We start from the raw sequence: 16,773 nt of genomic DNA on the forward strand, positions 1-16,773 counted from the left end.
CTGGCCGGCCTGGTCGCCGCGGGCATCGCCGCCCTCGGTGCCGGTGGTGGCGCCATCTACCTGAGCCGCAAGCGCAAGGCCGGTGCCGCCGACGTCACCGACGCCTAAGCCCGCTTCCCAGGTCGCGAGAAGTGTCCGTTCGGGCGCCGTCAGGGTTCTGGAGGTGCCGGCGGTGGGATAGCACGTTTTTTCGCTATCACACCAGGGGTGCCGAAGGTTCCTGACTTTTCGGGGCGCCCGAACACGCCAAAGCGAAGCGGCGGCGCTGAACGATAGGGCCCGTTCCCGTGCACGTCACGGGGGCGGGCCCCTTTGGTTCACCCGGGGTCGTCCGAATGGCTGATACCGGCCAGTTCGTAATAGATCCGTTGTTCCGTGTGACTCAGTGTGAAAGCCTCTCCCCGCCGCCTCCCAGGAAGAGAAGTGACGCACGTGTTCCGCCGAGCATCCTCCGTTCTCCTCGCTCTCGCCCTGACCCTCGTCCCCCTCTCCGTGACCGGCTCCGCCTCCGCCGAACCCGCCCCCTATCGCGGTTCGGTCGAGGGACGGTACACGGGCGTCGCCGAACACGGGCACGCCGTCACCATGGAGGGCGAGCCCTACACCACCACCGCGACCTTCAACGTCCATCTGGAGGAGAGCGACCAGCAGCTCACCACCTACTGCATCGACGTGCGCACCGGACTGGTCGAGGACGCCTGGTACCGCGAGGACCAGTGGGAGAACTACCCGGGCCGGGGCGACTTCGCCGAGCCCGGCAAGGTGCACTGGATCCTGAAGAACTCCTATCCGGTGGTGGAGGTCGAGGACCTCCAGGGAGAGGCGCAGATGGCCCGGCTCACCGAGTCCGAGGCGCTCACCGCCACCCAGGCGGCCATCTGGCACTTCAGCAACGGCGTGGACCTGGACCGGGTCGAGCAGGGCCCCGAACTGGACTCCAACGTCAACGCGGGCAACGTCACCCACCTGTACCGGTACCTGATCGACAACGCCCAGGAGCTGCCGAACGAGCCGGCCTCGCCGCTCACGGTGGGTCCCGACGCGGACTCCGGGCTGGCCGGGGACACCATCGGCGAGTTCACCGTGGAGACCAGCGGGGAGAGCATCCCGATCGGCGTGGAGGGACCCGACGGGGTCGAGGTGGTGGACGCCGACAGCGGCGACCCGGTCGAGAAGGTGTCCGACGGCGACGTGGTGGCCTTCTCGGTGCCCGCGGACACCGAGGCGGGCGAGGCAACACTGGTTCTGGAGACGACCGCGGCGGTGGAGACCGGACGCCTGTTCAAGGGCGAGGACCCCGAAGAGCCCACCCAGACGCTCATCTCCGCCGAGGACAGCGAGATCGTCATCGGTGACACCGCCACCGTCGCTTGGGACGCGGCCGGCGGCACCCCGCCCGAGGTGGAGCCCACCACCGAATCCAGTCCGTCGCCGGTGGCCGACCAGGCCGCCGCGCCCGCCTCCGGTGGTCTGGCCTTCACCGGCAACGCCGTGATCTCCCTGGTCGCCGCGGCCCTGGTCGCGATCGCCGCCGGCACGGGCGTGGTGTACCTGGCCCGCCGTCGCAGGGCACGGGCCGGCGAGTAGTCCGCCCTCCGAACGGCACGAAGGCCCCGCACCGTTCACGGGTGCGGGGCCTTCGTGATGCCGAACCGGCCGCTAGGCGACCGCGTAGGGACTACGGGCGATCAGGGAACCGTCCCGATCGGTCAGGGCGCGCTCGACGGCGGCCGCGACCCGGTAGGTACGGTCGTCGGCCAGCGGCGGCGCCATGACCTGGAAGCCGACCGGCAGGCCGTCCTCGGGGGCCAGGCCGCACGGAACCGACAACGACGCGTTCCCGGCCAGGTTGGACGGGATCGTGCACAGGTCGGCCAGGTACATGGCCATCGGGTCGTCGGAACGCTCACCGATCGGGAACGCCGTGCTGGGCGTGGTCGGCGAGACCAACACGTCCACCGTCTCGAACGCGGCGTCGAAGTCGCGCTTGATGAGCGTGCGAACCTGCTGGGCACTGCCGTAGTAGGCGTCGTAGTAGCCACTGGACAGCGCGTAGGTGCCGAGCATGATCCGGCGCTTGACCTCGGGGCCGAAGCCCTGGGCTCGGGTCAGCGACATGACCTCCTCGGCGCTGCGCGTGCCGTCGTCGCCCACCCGCAGGCCATAACGCATGGCGTCGAAGCGGGCCAGGTTGGAGGAGGCCTCGCTGGGCGCGATGAGGTAGTAGGCGCTCAGTGCGGCGTCGAAGCTGGGGCAGGACACCTCGACGACCTTGGCGCCCAGGGACTCCAGCAGCTCCACGGTCTCGCGGAAGCGCTGACGCACACCCGGCTGGAAGCCGTCGTTGTCCAGTTCCTTGACCACGCCGACGGTCAGACCCTCGACGTCGCCGTTACGGGCGGCCTCGACCACCCGCGGCACCGCGGCCTCGATGGAGGTGGAGTCGCGCGGGTCGTGCCCGGAGAACGCCTCGTGGAGCAGGGCGGCGTCCAGCACGTTGCGCGCGAACGGGCCCGGGGTGTCCAGGGAGGAGGCGAAGGCGATCATCCCGTAGCGGGAGGAGCCACCGTAGGTGGGCTTGCCACCGACCAGACCGCATACGGCGGCGGGCTGGCGGATGGAACCACCGGTGTCGGTACCGGTGGCCAGGGGCGCCTCGAACGCGGCCACGGCCGCCGAGGAACCACCGGAGGACCCACCGGGGATCCGCGTGGTGTCCCACGGGTTGCGGGTGACCTGGTAGGCGGAGTTCTCCGTGGAGGAGCCCATGGCGAACTCGTCCATGTTGGTCTTGCCCAGGATGACCATCCCGGCCTCGCGCAGGCGCGCGGTGACCGTGGCGTCGTAGGGCGGCTGCCAACCTTCGAGGATCTTGGAGGCCGCGGTGGTGGGCATGTCCCGGGTGGTGAACACGTCCTTGTGCGCGATCGGCACACCCGCGAGGGGTCCCTGTTCGGCGCCGGAGGCACGCTCGGTGTCCACGGCGCGGGCCTGCTCCAGGGCGCGTTCACGGCCCACGTGCAAGAACGCGCCGATCTCACCGTCGACCGCTTCGATGCGGTCGAGGTAGGCGGTGGTGGCCTCCTCCGAGGAGACCTCGCCCGCCTTGATGGCCGCGCCGAGTTCGGCGGCGCTGAGCCCGATGACGTCGCTCATCTACTCTTCCTCCCCAAGAATCCGCGGAACCCGGAAGCGCTGGTCCTCGACCGCGGGGGCACCGGCCAGGGCCTGCTCGGGGGTGAGGCCGCTCTTGGCCTCGTCGGGGCGGTAGACGTTGGTCAGCGGCAGGGCGTGCGAGCTCGGCGGGACGTCGCCCTGGGCGACCTCCTGCACCTTGGCCACGGCGGTGAGGATGTCACCGAGCTGGGCGGCGAGCGTTTCGAGCTCGCCCTCGTCGAGCGCCAGCCGTGACAACCGGGCGAGGTGCGCGACCTCATCGCGGGTGATGGCGGTCATCAGTTGAGAACCGTTTCTTCGGCGGACGGGTGATCAGCACAATCCTATTGGCCCCCGCCCGTGTCACGGTCCCGTTCCCCCTCACCTGAGCCCCATGACACCCGGATCACCGTCGGCCGTGTAGGAGACGGCCACCGCCCCGGGAACGCTCAAAGCCTCGTGCACGCTCAGACCCTCGTTCTTGTCCCACGTGAAGGTCGTCGACCCGTCGAACCCCTCGAAACGCGCGAACCCCTCCGCAGCGGAGGCGTCCTCCGTCCATTCGTTCAGGTGGAGCATCCCGCCCTCCAGTCCGACCCTGACCCCCTCGGCCTTGGTCTCCGGTTCCAGAGTGCGCTCGTTCGCGCCGGAACGGTCCTGGATCAGGTACTCCCCGGTCTCGGTGTCCCACAGACCAACCTGAGACCCGTCCGAGGAAGTCCAGATGAGACTGAGCGTGTCCAGATGAGTTGCTTCCCTCGACTCGATATCCAAGAGGGAATTTCCCAAAGACCGATAATTGAAATCGATGTGGACGAGTCCACCTGGACGTGAGCTGATGGTGCGCTCCAAGGATTCGTGGGGCATCTCTCCGACGGAGTGTTCGACCCGCCAGATTTCCTCACCCGTGTCCGGGGAGAGGCCGACCAACTCGGAGGTGAACTCATGCCCCGGCGTCAAGGCCACGGTGTCCTTGTCCTCAGGATGTTCGAAGCAGGTGGTGGCCGCCACCACCACATCCTTCTGCACTATCAAGTCGTCGACTTGACCCACATCGGAACAGTTCGGCACATTCGATACGGACCACAGTGATTCCCCGGTGGAGAGGTCGTAGGAGCTGACCGAGTCCTCCCAACGCACGACCCAGGAATTCCTGGTGACGCCTCGCAAGGCAGGCACCATGGAATCCGAGCCGAAGACATGGGTGTAGTCGATCTCGCCCAAGTCGATGTCGTGAGTGTGAATCACTTGACCGGTGGATTTTTCCAGGACGACAGCTTCCTTCTCTTCCCAGTTGTACAGGGCAACGTATTCGTCGTTGCCAGTCACCTCGGCAGAGAATTCCTGTCCCCGATCCCGGTAGGACCAGAGTTCTTCCCCGGTCTCTCCGGACAGAGCCACCACTCCGTCCGACAGCAGAACGAGCACCCCCTCTCCGAATTCGCGGATCGCTTCGTAACCGGCATCTCGGGGAGGCCTCCACTCCCAGAAAATCTCACCGACCGACTGCCGGTACCCCTGAGACTCACCGGCTTCATGTGTGTGATGAGAAATCCCAGAAACCGAACACCCGGAAGTCACCACCGCAAAAATAAGACCTGAAACAACACACGGAAAACCGAAGAATCTAGATTTGGCAAATAGTTCACCCACCACTCACTCCACCCCCCCATTTTCATCCTTCCCCCCGGGCAATTCACCATCTTCAACAAGCAGATCTTCCCATTTTTTCGCAGTTATCTCAAATGCATCGAAAAAACTGGCCACAGCGCCCTCAATGTCACCTTTACCATGCGACCAATCATTCCTTTTTATATCCTTGTAGTGATTACCGAGGAGGGCATCAGTGAGCCTTTTTCATCCTGAAGCCACAGGTCACAGGCGCGTACCGGTATCCAAGCGCCTCTCCCGCGCAGCAAGGAGCCCCTGGTAGATGGGTTAACGACCAAGAAAACCTGCCACACCAGAGGCTCTGATGCTTTTCTATCGCGCTGCCCTGCCGTTGTCACGCCGCACCCTGAACCTGGCCGCCCGCACCATCCGCGCCCACCGCAACAGGACCGGCTCCCGCTGGCGGCGCCTGACCCCCTCCCAACAGGCCCTGCTCGTCTTGGTCCACCTGCGCAAAGGTGAGACGTTCGCCCAGGCCGCTACCGGTTTCGAGGTGGGCATCACGCCCGCTTGGCGGTACGTACGCGAGACCACGGCCCTGCTCGCCGCCCAGGCTCCCACCCTCGAACAGGGACTGCGCCGCGCCCGCCGGGAGGGCTGGGCGTACGTGATCGTGGACGGCACTCTCATCGCCTGCGACCGCGTGGCCGCCGATCGCCCGTTCTATTCCGGTAAGCACAAGCAGCACGGCATGAATATCCAGGTCGTCGCGGCCCCGGACGGAGCACCCCTGTGGGCCTCGTGGTCGCTGCTCGGCTCGGTGCACGATACCCGGGCCGCCCGGGTGTGGAAGATCGCCGAGCGCATCAAGGCCTCAGGGCTGATCGGTCTGGGCGATAAGGGGTACGTGGGGCTCTCGGAGGTGGTGTTCTGCCCGTTCAAGGGCCGGGGCAAGCCGCAGTGGAAGAAGGTCGCCAACTCAGAGCACGCCAAGTTCCGCTCACCCGGTGAACGCGCGATCGCCCAACTCAAGAACTCGGACATCTTGCGTCGCCTACGCTGCTGTCCGCAGCGAGCGGGAGAGGTCACCCGCGCTGTTCTGGTCCTTCAGCTCCGAGAAGCAGTATGAAAAAGGCTCACTCTTCAGCCGAGGCACCCGCTCCATAGGCGTCTTGAACGTTGACGCCCACTTCATGCAAGGGCATGGGGAAACATCCTCTGTCATGACCGACAAAAGGGGACGCGGTTCAAGTTATCACCCGCGCACCCTTTGTGATCATGCTGCCCGCCCTCATCCCCGCGATTCTGGAACGCAGGTCCCACATGAGCTGGGGTTCCACTCGTCATCGGTTCCCGTGGCCACAACCGGTCAGGCCGTCACCGGGGTCCGGCGGGGCTTCGGGTGGTGTGGGCGGTCCACCAGGGCAGCACGTCGCGGGGGTGCATGGGTTCGGCGAAGTAGTGGCCCTGGGCGGAGTGGCAACCGGCGTCCCGAGCGGCCTCGGCCAACTCCGCGCTGCTCACGCCCTCGGCGGTGGCCCGCATGCCCAGGGCCCGGACCAGGGTGATGGCGGCACGCACCACGGTGTGCCCCCGGGAGGACTCCTCGGCCAGGTGCGTGGTGAACGACTCGTGGATCTTCACCTCGTCCAACGGCAGGCCCGTGAGCTGGGCGAGGGTGAAGTGCCCGGTACCGAAGTCGTCCAGGGTCAGCCCCACACCGAGGGCTCGGAGCCGTTCGACGGCCTCGGTGGCGGATTCGGGGTCGGCGATGAGCGCCTGTTCGCCGACCTCCAGGACCAGGCTCTCGGCGGGCATCCCGTATTCGCGCAGGGCCGCGGCGACGGTGTCCGGCAGATCGGGGTCGAGGAGTTCGCGCACGCCCATGTTGACCGAAACCGGCAGGGTGAGGCCCTCGGCGTGCCAGGTGGCCACGCGGGCCAGAGTGATGTCCAGGACCTGAGCGGAGAAGGTCCTGAAAAGGTTGGAGTGTTCGACGATCGGCAGGAACTCGTCGGGGTCGAGCAGCCCGCGGGAGGGGTGCCGCCACCGCGCCAGGGCCTCCAGTCCGACGGCGCGACCGTCGGCCAACCCGATCTTGGGCTGGTAACGCATCTCCAGGGCGCCGTCGACCAGCCCGCGCCGCAGCTCGCTGTACATGCTCAGGCGGGCGGTGGAATTGCGGTCCTTGCCCGGGTCGTAGGACTCCACACCGGTGCGGTCGGTCTTGGCGACGTACATGGCGATGTCGGCGCGCTGCATGAGCGACTCGAAGTCGGGCGCGTCGTCCGGGTAGAGGGCGATGCCGGTGCTGACCTGCAGGTCGAAGTCCAGGCCGTCCAGGCGCACCGGTTCGGCGAGGGCACCGCGCAGTCGCAGGGCCACCTCGCGGGCCGACTCGGTGTCACGGACCTTGGGCAGCAGGATCGCGAACTCGTCGCCGCCCAGTCGGGCCACCAGGTCGTTGGGGCGCACGCTGTGGGTGAGTCGTTGTGCCAGGGTCTGCAGCAGCCGGTCCCCGGTGGGGTGTCCGAGGGTGTCGTTGACCTCCTTGAACCGGTCCAGGTCCAGGATGAGCAGACCCACCCGGGTGCCCTCCTGGTGCGCGCGGACGATCTCGCGTCGCGACCGGACGGTGAGGAGCTTGCGGTTGGCCAGCCCGGTGAGTTCGTCGTGGTTGGCCTGGTGATCGCGTTTGACCAGCAACAGGGCACTTGTGTAGAGAGCGCCGAGCGGGAACGCGAACAGCGGCACGTACAGCACCGAGTGGGTCATGGCGATGACGATCAGCGGGGACAGGCTGAGCAGCACCCCGTTGACGTAGATCTGCTGGCGCAGTCCCTTGAACATGACCTGGCGCAGAGGCACGCGTTCGTGCATGGCCACGGCGCACAGCACCAGGATGCGGTTGACCACGAAGGAGGCCGCGCCGGCCAACGCGATGACGACGATCTCCCCGCCCACCGGTATCCAAGGGGTGGTGACGAGCCCGGGCATGAGCAGGCGTAGGACGGCGTCGGCCACGCCCAGGGACAGCACGTACTGGGCGGCGTTGAAGGCGGTGCGGTGCGGTGCGTGGGTGCGGGCCACACCCGCGACGATCGTGGCGGAGCACTGGACGATCGCGGCGATGGGCAACCCGTAGAAGATGACGAGCGCGAAGGTGAAGGGCAGCGAGGTGGGCGCGCCGGAGCCCGGGGACTGTCCCGGCATGGCGATGGGTCTGAGCTCGCCCAGCACCACCATGCACAACATGACCCAGACCAGGGGCTCCCGGCTGAGCAGGATGAGCTGCTCCACGCCGAGTTCGAGACTGGAGATGCCCAAGAGCAGGGCCCCGGCGGCGGTGGTGCCCGCCATGTAGAGCCACAGCGGGGTACCGGCGCGGGGTCCGACGTCCCGGGTAGCGATGGGGTCCTTCATCCGTGTCCTCGAACCTCATGACCGTTATCCGAGATACGGGCGGGTCCGTATCCGGTGAGTTGGCGCCCAGCTTACGCGGTTTCGTCACCAACTGTCGCATGGCGGAGACTATGCGTTAACCAATTTGTCGATCACTCCCAACAGAAGGAAACGGGCGGGGTGGCCCCGCCCGTTTCTCATCATGCTCTGACCAGGAGGTTCACTCCCCCGATTCCTCCTCGGGCTCCTCCGGAGGGTTGATCCGCACGCTCTCGGCGGCTTCCGCGCCCTGTTCCAACAAGGTCCGGAACCCCGCCTCGTCCAGGACCGGAACACCCAACTTCACGGCCTTGTCGTACTTGGAACCGGGGGCCTCGCCCACCACCACGAACGAGGTCTTCTTGGAGACCGAACTCGTGGCCCGGCCGCCCTCCTCGGCGATGGACTCCTTGGCGCCATCGCGGCTGAAGCCCTCCAGGGAGCCGGTGACCACCACCGTCACCCCCTCCAACAGCCGCGAACCCGGGGCCTGTCCCTCGTCCTCCATGCGCACGCCCGCCGCCGCCCACTTCCGGACGATCTCGGCGTGCCAATCCACCTCGAACCACTCGTGCACCGACCTGGCGATCGTCGGGCCGATGCCGTCCACCGCGGCCAGTTCCTCCTCGGAGGCCTGCCGGATGGCGTCCATCGACCGGAAGTGCCTGGCCAGGTCCTCGGCCGCGCGCGGACCCACGTGCCGGATGGACAGGGAGACCAGAATCCGCCACAGCGGCTTCTTCTTGGCCTCCTCCAGCTGATCGAAGAGCTTCTCCACGGTCTTCTTCGGCTCACCCTTGAGGTTGGCGAAGAAGGAGACGACCTTGGGGTCCCCGGTCTTGGGGTCGGTCTTGGGTTCGGTGGTGTCCGGGTCCAGCACGTAGGTGCGGATCGGCAGCAGTCGGTCGACGGTGAGGTCGAACAGGTCGCCCTCGTCCTTGAGCGGTGGGTCGGCCGGCTCCAACGGCTGCGTGAGCGCGGTGGCGGCCACGTACCCGAGCGCCTCGATGTCCAGGGCCTTGCGGCCGGCGATGAAGGCGATGCGTTCGCGAAGCTGTCCCGGGCAGGAACGGGCGTTGGGGCAGCGCAGGTCGACGTCGCCCTCCTTCTGCTGTCCCAGCTCCGTGCCGCACTCGGGGCAGTCCTTCGGCATGACGAACTCGCGTTCGGTGCCCTCACGCCGCTCGGTCACCGGGCCGACGATCTCCGGGATGACGTCGCCGGCCTTGCGCAACACCACGGTGTCACCGATCAGGACGGCCTTGCGGGCCACCTCCTGGGCGTTGTGCAGGGTCGCGAACTCCACCTCCGAACCCGCGACCAGTACCGGCTCCATGACCCCGTACGGGGTGACCCGGCCGGTGCGACCCACGCCCACCTTGATGTCGACCAGCTTGGTGGTGACCTCCTCCGGCGGGTACTTGTAGGCGATGGCCCAGCGCGGCGCCCGACTGGTGGAACCGAGCCGGCGCTGCAGCGCGAAGTCGTCCACCTTGATGACGATGCCGTCGATCTCGTAGGCGGGGTCGTGCCGGTGTTCCTGGTAGTGGCCCACGTACTCGCGGACCTCGTCCATGGTGGTCAGCACCTTGTAGCGGTCGCTCAGCGGCAGCCCCCACTCGCCCAGCAGACGGTAGGCCTGCGACTGGCTGGTGAAGGCCACGTCCTCGCCGCCGTCGCCCGCCGGCGTGTAGGCGCCCACACCGTGCACGATCATCGACAGCGGTCGGGTCGCGGTCACCCGCGGGTCCTTCTGCCGGAGCGAGCCGGCGGCGGCGTTGCGCGGGTTGGCGAACGGCGCGTGCGATCCCTCGTCGGCGATGCGCTTGTTGAGCTCGTGGAAGTCCTCCACCGGCAGGAAGACCTCGCCGCGCACCTCCAGCAGTTCGGGGGCGGCCCGCACGCTCTCGTCGAGCCGCTCGGGGACCACCCCGATGGTGCGCACGTTCAGGGTGATGTCCTCGCCCACCCGACCGTCGCCCCGGGTGGCGGCCCGCACCAGCCGGCCCTGTTCGTAGACCAGGTCCACGGCCAGCCCGTCGATCTTCAGCTCGCACAGGTAGGCGTCGACCGGGACCTCCGCCGAGGCGCGGTCGGCCCAGGCGTTGAGCTCGTCGAAGTCGAAGGCGTTGCCCAGGCTCTCCATCCGCACCAGGTGCTCGACCTCGGCGAAGTCGACGCTGATGGGCGCCCCCACCTTCTGGGTGGGCGAGTCCTGGGTGATGAGGATCGGGTACCGGTCCTCGATGTCGCGCAGCTCGAGCATGAGCGTGTCGTACTCGGCGTCGGAGATGATGGGGGCACCCATGTAGTACCGGTAGCCGTGGTCGTCCAACTCACGACACAACTCGGCGTGCCGGGCGCGTACCTCGTCAGGAACAGTGGTGTTGTCGGGCGCGCTCACTGCAGCCTTTCTGGTTGTTCTCGTGGGGGTGTGTCCGGGGGCGGGTTCGGGGGAGGGCTCTTATCCGCGGGGCTCGTCCCGAAGGACCCGGGCCCCGTCTCTGACGGCTTTGAGGGCCGCTCTGGCGTGCCGGGGAGAGGCGCCCGCCAACCCACAGGCGGGTGTGGTGACCACCGCGTGGGAGAGCAGGTCGGGGCCCAGCCCCAGCCGGTTCCAGAGCTCGCGTACGGGGTCGACGTTACGCGCGGGGTCGGACATTTCGGGGCCCTCCACCGAGGGCACGACACCGAACATGAAACCCACTCCGTCCTCCGCCGCGGTGCCGAGCATCTCGTCGTGGGCGCGGTCGATCAGGTGCGCGTCCAGGCCGATCGCGCGGGCACCGCTGCGCCGCAACAGGTCGACGGGGACCGACGGGGCGCAGCAGTGCGCGGCCGGTACCGCGTCGGCCTCGGTGAGCGCGGAGAACAGGTCGTGCAGCGCCGCCTCCACCCGAACCCGGTCCACGGCGGGCAGGAGCCCGTAGCCGCTGGCGGTGGGCAGCGAACCCACCAGTACCGCGGGCAGCGAGGGCTCGTCGACCTGCACGATCAGCCGGGCGCCGGGAGCGCGGGTGCGCACGTCGGCGAGGTGGGCTAGTACGCCCTCCAGGTGCGATTGTGCCAGGTCACGGCAGGCGCCGAGGTCGGAGACCATCCGCTGTCCGTTGCGCAGTTCCATCGACGCCGCCATCGTCCACGGTCCCGCCACCTGGATCTTCAGCGGACCCTCGTAGGTGTGGGCGTGGTCGGTGAGGGCGTCCAGGTCGTAGGACAGGAAGCCGCCGGCGCGGACCAGGTCCCGGCCCGGGGTGTCGGCCACCCGCCAGCCGGTGGGTCGCACCTCCACGGGCAGGTCCACGAGGAGCCCGGCGGTGCGACCGACCATGTCGGCGCCGGCGCCCCGCTCGGGGAGTTCGGGCAGGTGCGGCAGGTCCGGGAGTTCGCCGAGGACGGTGCGCATGGCCTCGTCCGGGTCCTCTCCGGGCCAGGATCCGACACCGGTGGCGGACGCGACGGGCCAGGGATAGGGCTGCTGTTGACTCACGTTGCCCAAGGTTAGAGCAATACGCCCGCCGGCTCTGATTCTTGGACCACGGGGGGTCACGGTTCGGGCGGCGTCGGGCCCTGTTCTCCGGAAATCCGTCGGGCGACGGGTGGGCCGAGGCGAAGCGGAGGCGCGGAACGAACGGCCTCAGCCCAGGGTGAGCACGGGGCCGTCGGGGGTGATCTCCAGCGCGCAGGCGGTGAGGTCGTCGATGACGGCGACGGCGCCCAGGCCCTCCAGAGCGGTGGCTTCGTGGGAGGTGGCCACGGCCAGCACGGTGGCGCCGGAGGCCACACCTGCGCGGATTCCGGCGGGCGCGTCCTCGATGACCAGGCAGCGTTCGGCGTCGTATCCGAGCGCGGCGGCGGCCTTCAGGTAGCCCTGGGGGTCCGGTTTGCCGACGCCGACGTCCTCCGCCGCGACCAGGATCTCGGGGAGGGGAAGCCCGGCGGCGGCCAGTCGCTCGCACATCAGCCGACGTCCACCGGAGGTGACGGCGGCCCAGCGGTCGGCCGGCATGGCCTTGAGAAGTTCGCCCGTGGCGGGCAGGGCCTTCACCGCGTCCACGCCGTCGAGTTCGAGTTCCTCCAGCTCGTCGGCGGCCGCCTCGATCCGCTCGGCGGGCAGGAACATGGCGATCGTGTCCTCCGAGCGTCGCCCGTGGGAGACCCGCAGGACGGCTTCGGGGTCCACCCCGTGGGCCTCGGCCCACACGCGCCAGGTGTGCTCCACCACCGGGGTGGAGTCCACGAGCGTGCCGTCGATGTCGAACAGGATCGCGTCCGTCGAGATGCGCATGGCACCACCGTAGGGGTTCCGGCGCGCGGGGTGGAGAGGAAGCCTCGAAGCCGGTCGCGCTCAGGCCGCCTCGGCGGGCGCCCTCTCGTCGTCGGTGGCCCCAGCGGACCGATCGCCCTTGTTCCGATTGCGACGGTTGCGCATCACCAGCACGGTGACGGTCACGACCGCCGCGATGACCACGCCCACCGCGGTCCATGGCGAGTTGAGGAACAACAGCAGCCAGCTGCCGACCAGCCCGGAGATCACGGTGCCCCACAGTCCGGCCCAGATCAGTCCACCGACGAACGTGGCGGTGATGTAGACGGGAAAGCGCATGCGCACGGCGCCCGAGGCGAAGTGGATGGCGGTCTGCATGCCCACGGTGAAGAAGCTGAGCGTGACCACGGGCGCGCCGTAGCGGTCGATGCGCGTCTTGGCGGCGTCCAGTTTGGGGCCCAGGCGTTCGCCGATCCGGCCTCGGTTGACCCCGGCGCCCACGCCCCGACCCAGCAGGTGGGTGGCGGGGGCGCGCAGCATGATCACCACGAGCAGGGTGACGTAGACCACCCAGAAGGGTTGCCCCTCAAGGAACGCGAACTGCGGCATGGAACGACCCCTTCTGACCTTGGCACCACCAACTTTGCATTGCCTTACCTAAGTTCGGCAAGTGGCCAAGGTCGAAAAAACTGCGTTGTTCGTCCCACATCACCCGATCAGTGAGCGCCCCGCTCAGGCGATGGAGTCCTCCAGGCGTGAGGTGGCGGCGATGGTCGCCGACCCCAGCACCGCGTCGCCTTCGTAGACCACCACGGCCTGGCCCGAGGCCACCCCCTTGGCCGGCTCGGCCAGCCGAACCACCAGCTCAGGGCCCTCTTCGGCGTCGCGCTGCCACACCGTCGCCGGGTAGACCTCGCCGTGCGCACGCAACTGCACGTGGCACTCGGTCGGCTCGGTCAGCGGCCCGCTCCCGCTCCAGATCGGCTTGCGGCCCACGATCCCGTCCACCCGCAGCGACTCGCGCGGGCCCACCGTCACCGTGTTGTTCACCGGCTCGATGGAGAGCACGTAACGCGGGTTGGGCGCCCCGCCCAGCCCCAGGCCCTTGCGCTGGCCGATGGTGAAGCCGTGCGAACCCTGGTGGGTGCCGACCACGTTGCCGTCCTCGTCCTGGATCGGCCCCGGCTTCTCCCCCAGGCGCTTGTTGAGGAACCCGGCGGTGTCGCCGTCGGCGATGAAGCAGATGTCGTGACTGTCGGGCTTGTCGGCCACCGACAGTCCTCGCCGCTCCGCCTCCGCGCGCACCTCCTCCTTGGTGCAGTCGCCCAACGGGAACATCGCGTGCTCCAACTGCTCGGCGTTGAGCACTCCCAGCACGTACGACTGGTCCTTGGCCTCGTCCACGCTGCGCACCAGTCGACCGTCGAGCTTGCGGACGTGGTGGCCGGTCGCCACCGCGTCGAAACCGAGCGCGATCGCGCGGTCCAGCACCGCCTCGAACTTGATCTTCTCGTTGCAGCGCAGGCACGGGTTGGGGGTGTTGCCCGACTCGTACTCGGCGACGAAGTCCTGGACCACCTCGCGGTCGAACTCCTCCGACATGTCCCACACGTAGAAGGGGATGCCGATGACGTCCGCGGCGCGGCGGGCGTCGTGGGAGTCCTCCACCGTGCAGCAGCCTCGTGCGCCGGTGCGGTAGGACTGTGGGTTCTTGGAAAGGGCCAGGTGGACGCCGGTGACGTCGTAGCCCGCCTCGGCCACTCGGGCCGCGGCGACGGCGGAGTCGACCCCGCCGGACATGGCCGCCAGTACACGCAAAGTCATAGTGCCCTCCAGGGTATGCGCCCGGAGCGGGCGGAGGTACCCGCCGTGTGCGGTCGGAGGTACTCGCCGGGTTCTGCGAAAATCAACACATGGCTCTGTTCCGTCGTCGCCGATCCAACGACTCCACCGATTCCTCCGCCTCGGCCGCCACCGCCGCGGTGGCCGCCTTCTGGGACGCCTGGCCGTCCCTGCGACCGGTGTTGGCCGAGTCCGTGGACTCCGGCACACCCGTCGCCCCCGAGACGTCCGAGAAGGTCTCCGAGCTGGTCCGGGCGATCCACCCGGACATGGACTGGGAGATCGGCAAGGCGCCGGAGCCACAGACCGGCGGTCTCGACGACATGGACCTGTCGACCGACATCGACCCCGCCAAGCTCCTGGAGCAACTCGCCGCGCTCGACGACCCCTCCAGGCTCACCGACGCGCCCGCCTACGCGCTGACGCTCCGCCCCGGGGCCACCGAGGACGCGCGCGTGCTCTCCGAGCGCTGGTCCCGTTCGGCCCCCGACGACACCGAGTGGACGTTCCGCCCGGTCCGTCCCGCCGACCACGACCAGCTCACCGCCACGGTGAACTGGGACGACCACGAACTCGACCTGTCGCACGTGTCCGTGTCCATGCGCGTGGACCAGGCCAACGGCAGGATCGACGTGGGCGTGTACCACCCCGACAACATGTTCCTTTCGACCGAGACCCGCAGAAGGCTCGCCGACCACGTCACCCTGCTCGCCCTGGGCGAGGACCAGGTGGTGCGCTGGGTGGGGCGGGTCGAGCCCCTGGACGAGCGGCCCCTGGACCCGCTTCCGCCCACCTCCATGCCGTCCGTCGCCAAGCAGATGGGCGACCTGCTCGGCGGCACCGACGGGTGGGTGACCCTACACGGGCGGCTGCCGCTACAGGGCGCGGTGGAGATCCTGCTCCGCCACCCCGTGACCCGTCGCGAACACCCGGCGCTGTCGCTGTTCGTACAGGTGCTGGTGCCCTACACCGACGCCGACTCCGACCGTCTGCCCAAGGACTCCTCCAGCACGGCCCTCGCCGACCTGGAGGCACGGCTCAAGCAGATCCTCGGCGACGACGGCGCCCTGTTCATGCGACAGTCCGGGGCGGGGCAACGGATGTACATCTACTACCTCGACCCGGAATCCGGCGTACTGCCCGAGTTCGAGACCGCGTTGATGGACTGGTCCGAGGGGAAGATCCAGCTGCGCACTCAACTCGACCCCAAGTGGTCCCAGTTCGATCTGGCCCGACGACCCTACGTGCGCAAACTGGGTCGTTGAGGTCCTGGGCGGCGGGGTGCGACGGGTCAAGGTCGAACCCCCCGTTCCACATCTGGCGATCAAGCCCCAACAGGCGTAACGTGGCCCTCCCGCCGGGAGGACGGATGCGATGGACGGCTTACTGCCACGTGCGCCCACGGGTCGACCTCGGATCGCCGCGGTCGGTGCGATCCTCGTCCTGTGCCTGGTGGCGGCCCCGACGATGTCGCTGTTCCCGATCGGGGTCTGGAACATCTCCCATGCCCTGTTCCTGAGCGGCGCCGGAACGTGGGCCCTACTGCTGGCCCCGGTCGCCGTCGGCGGCATGCTCCTCATGTGGCTGCTGGCCACGCGCTGGCTGATGGGCGCGGGGGTCAACCACACCACGTCCACGGCCGCCCTGGTCGTGGGCACCGCCATGGCCGTGCCCGTGATCCTCGCCCTGCTGGCGCCCTCGTTCTCGCCCCTGCCCGGTGACGTCGCGCTGAACTCCGCCGCGGTGACCGCGTTGGTCACCACCGTGGCCATGGGAGTGTGCATGCTCGCGTTCCGGGCCCGGGGGCCCTGGCAGCCGGGCGTGCTTCCGGGCGTGGCCGTCGTGCTGGCGGCGCTGCTCGTGCTGCCCCTGGCCTCCGAACACATGCGCGACCTGAACTCCGATCAACGTTCCCTTGCCCAGGTCGAGGGCTTCACGGATCGGATCGCGGTGCTCGACCACCCGGAGTGGACCCCGATCCACGTGCACGAAGTGCGCGAGGGGCTGCGCGTCGGCTACGCCCGGACCGGCGAGGAGACCGGCGATGTGCAGGTGATCAGTTGGTCCGAGGAGCACGCCGAGCAGGGTCTGCTCGCCGGCTGCGACTTCAGCGGCGTGGAGTGTGTGGAGGAGGAGAGGTCGGTCCTGGTGCACCGGGGAGGGCCGACGGTCCCCCGCGGGGGCGTCCCCAGCGAGATCCGGATCCGGCTGTCGGAGGACGTGATCGCCTCGGTCCGGCCGGCGGGCGCGACGAGGGAGGCGGCCCTGCGCACCGCTGCGGGGTCGCTGCGCCTGGAACACCCGAACGAACGAACCGACCTCGCCGAAGCCATCGTGAGCGGTTGAGGGTGGCGGGGAGGGCCGTGCCGCGTTCCCGGTTCATTCGTCGGCCTTCGGCTCGGGGGGGCGGGATCCCAGCGCGGCCAGGTCGGCCTGGAAACGGGCCGCCTCCTCCT

At 68.6% G+C, this 16,773-nt stretch carries 13 protein-coding genes; 4 read left to right on the plus strand and 9 right to left on the minus strand.

What is annotated here, in order from left to right; translation table 11 throughout:
• Positions 1-432: 432 nt before the first annotated feature.
• On the plus strand, positions 433-1,587 hold the full coding sequence (locus tag K8V84_RS21480) for a thioester domain-containing protein (protein WP_304077924.1): 1,155 nt from the start codon (positions 433-435) through the stop codon (positions 1,585-1,587).
• Between the two features lie 72 nt (positions 1,588-1,659).
• On the opposite strand, the gene gatA is transcribed toward K8V84_RS21480, so the two are convergent.
• From gatA to K8V84_RS21495, 3 genes are all read right to left on the minus strand, one after another.
• A complete protein-coding gene (gatA, locus tag K8V84_RS21485) occupies positions 1,660-3,156 on the minus strand; it encodes an Asp-tRNA(Asn)/Glu-tRNA(Gln) amidotransferase subunit GatA (RefSeq protein ID WP_304077927.1) in 1,497 nt (498 codons plus the stop codon).
• Positions 3,157-3,456, minus strand: a complete 300-nt coding sequence (gene gatC, locus K8V84_RS21490; RefSeq protein ID WP_304077929.1) for an Asp-tRNA(Asn)/Glu-tRNA(Gln) amidotransferase subunit GatC — start codon at positions 3,454-3,456, stop codon at positions 3,157-3,159. It lies immediately after the preceding gene.
• A gap of 81 nt (positions 3,457-3,537) precedes the next feature.
• The gene (locus K8V84_RS21495; protein ID WP_304077932.1) at positions 3,538-4,584 is read right to left on the minus strand and encodes a PQQ-binding-like beta-propeller repeat protein; all 1,047 of its coding nucleotides are present in this window, start codon (positions 4,582-4,584) and stop codon (positions 3,538-3,540) included.
• 547 nt (positions 4,585-5,131) lie between these two features.
• Between K8V84_RS21495 and K8V84_RS21500 the strand changes: the two genes are divergently transcribed.
• Positions 5,132-5,896 (plus strand): transposase family protein, encoded by a 765-nt coding sequence (locus K8V84_RS21500; protein ID WP_304077933.1) that lies wholly within the window; start codon positions 5,132-5,134, stop codon positions 5,894-5,896.
• A gap of 248 nt (positions 5,897-6,144) precedes the next feature.
• Here the strand turns inward: K8V84_RS21500 and K8V84_RS21505 are convergent, their stop codons facing one another.
• From K8V84_RS21505 to mnmA, 6 genes are all read right to left on the minus strand, one after another.
• A complete protein-coding gene (locus tag K8V84_RS21505; protein ID WP_304077936.1) occupies positions 6,145-8,190 on the minus strand; it encodes a bifunctional diguanylate cyclase/phosphodiesterase in 2,046 nt (681 codons plus the stop codon).
• A 199-nt stretch (positions 8,191-8,389) separates the two neighbouring features.
• The gene (gene ligA / locus K8V84_RS21510) at positions 8,390-10,612 is read right to left on the minus strand and encodes an NAD-dependent DNA ligase LigA (protein ID WP_304077938.1); all 2,223 of its coding nucleotides are present in this window, start codon (positions 10,610-10,612) and stop codon (positions 8,390-8,392) included.
• A gap of 60 nt (positions 10,613-10,672) precedes the next feature.
• Positions 10,673-11,707, minus strand: a complete 1,035-nt coding sequence (locus K8V84_RS21515) for a methionine synthase (RefSeq protein ID WP_304077941.1) — start codon at positions 11,705-11,707, stop codon at positions 10,673-10,675.
• A 138-nt stretch (positions 11,708-11,845) separates the two neighbouring features.
• Complete coding sequence (locus tag K8V84_RS21520; protein WP_304077943.1) at positions 11,846-12,496, minus strand: HAD-IA family hydrolase; 651 nt, start codon at positions 12,494-12,496, stop codon at positions 11,846-11,848.
• Positions 12,497-12,556: 60 nt separating this feature from the next.
• Positions 12,557-13,084 (minus strand): DedA family protein, encoded by a 528-nt coding sequence (locus K8V84_RS21525; RefSeq protein WP_304077945.1) that lies wholly within the window; start codon positions 13,082-13,084, stop codon positions 12,557-12,559.
• Positions 13,085-13,207: 123 nt separating this feature from the next.
• On the minus strand, positions 13,208-14,299 hold the full coding sequence (gene mnmA, locus K8V84_RS21530) for a tRNA 2-thiouridine(34) synthase MnmA (RefSeq protein WP_304077947.1): 1,092 nt from the start codon (positions 14,297-14,299) through the stop codon (positions 13,208-13,210).
• 89 nt (positions 14,300-14,388) lie between these two features.
• On the opposite strand from mnmA, the gene K8V84_RS21535 reads away from it, so the two are divergent.
• Together K8V84_RS21535 and K8V84_RS21540 are read left to right on the plus strand one after the other, a co-directional pair.
• Positions 14,389-15,582, plus strand: a complete 1,194-nt coding sequence (locus tag K8V84_RS21535; protein ID WP_304077949.1) for a DUF695 domain-containing protein — start codon at positions 14,389-14,391, stop codon at positions 15,580-15,582.
• A gap of 109 nt (positions 15,583-15,691) precedes the next feature.
• On the plus strand, positions 15,692-16,663 hold the full coding sequence (locus K8V84_RS21540) for a hypothetical protein (RefSeq protein ID WP_304077950.1): 972 nt from the start codon (positions 15,692-15,694) through the stop codon (positions 16,661-16,663).
• Positions 16,664-16,773 lie beyond the last annotated feature (110 nt).

The organism is Nocardiopsis listeri, from assembly GCF_020741345.1.
Taxonomy (GTDB): domain Bacteria; phylum Actinomycetota; class Actinomycetes; order Streptosporangiales; family Streptosporangiaceae; genus Nocardiopsis; species Nocardiopsis listeri_A.

What these genes read in the sequence shown, in the direction of transcription:
- K8V84_RS21525 (WP_304077945.1), bottom strand. Translation starts at nt 13,084, where the DNA reads ATGCCGCAGTTCGCGTTCCTTGAGGGGCAACCCTTCTGGGTGGTCTAC.
- K8V84_RS21500 (WP_304077933.1), top strand. Translation starts at nt 5,132, where the DNA reads ATGCTTTTCTATCGCGCTGCCCTGCCGTTGTCACGCCGCACCCTGAAC.
- K8V84_RS21505 (WP_304077936.1), bottom strand. Translation starts at nt 8,190, where the DNA reads ATGAAGGACCCCATCGCTACCCGGGACGTCGGACCCCGCGCCGGTACC.
- K8V84_RS21535 (WP_304077949.1), top strand. Translation starts at nt 14,389, where the DNA reads ATGGCTCTGTTCCGTCGTCGCCGATCCAACGACTCCACCGATTCCTCC.
- K8V84_RS21540 (WP_304077950.1), top strand. Translation starts at nt 15,692, where the DNA reads ATGGACGGCTTACTGCCACGTGCGCCCACGGGTCGACCTCGGATCGCC.
- gatA (WP_304077927.1), bottom strand. Translation starts at nt 3,156, where the DNA reads ATGAGCGACGTCATCGGGCTCAGCGCCGCCGAACTCGGCGCGGCCATC.
- mnmA (WP_304077947.1), bottom strand. Translation starts at nt 14,299, where the DNA reads ATGACTTTGCGTGTACTGGCGGCCATGTCCGGCGGGGTCGACTCCGCC.
- K8V84_RS21520 (WP_304077943.1), bottom strand. Translation starts at nt 12,496, where the DNA reads ATGCGCATCTCGACGGACGCGATCCTGTTCGACATCGACGGCACGCTC.
- gatC (WP_304077929.1), bottom strand. Translation starts at nt 3,456, where the DNA reads ATGACCGCCATCACCCGCGATGAGGTCGCGCACCTCGCCCGGTTGTCA.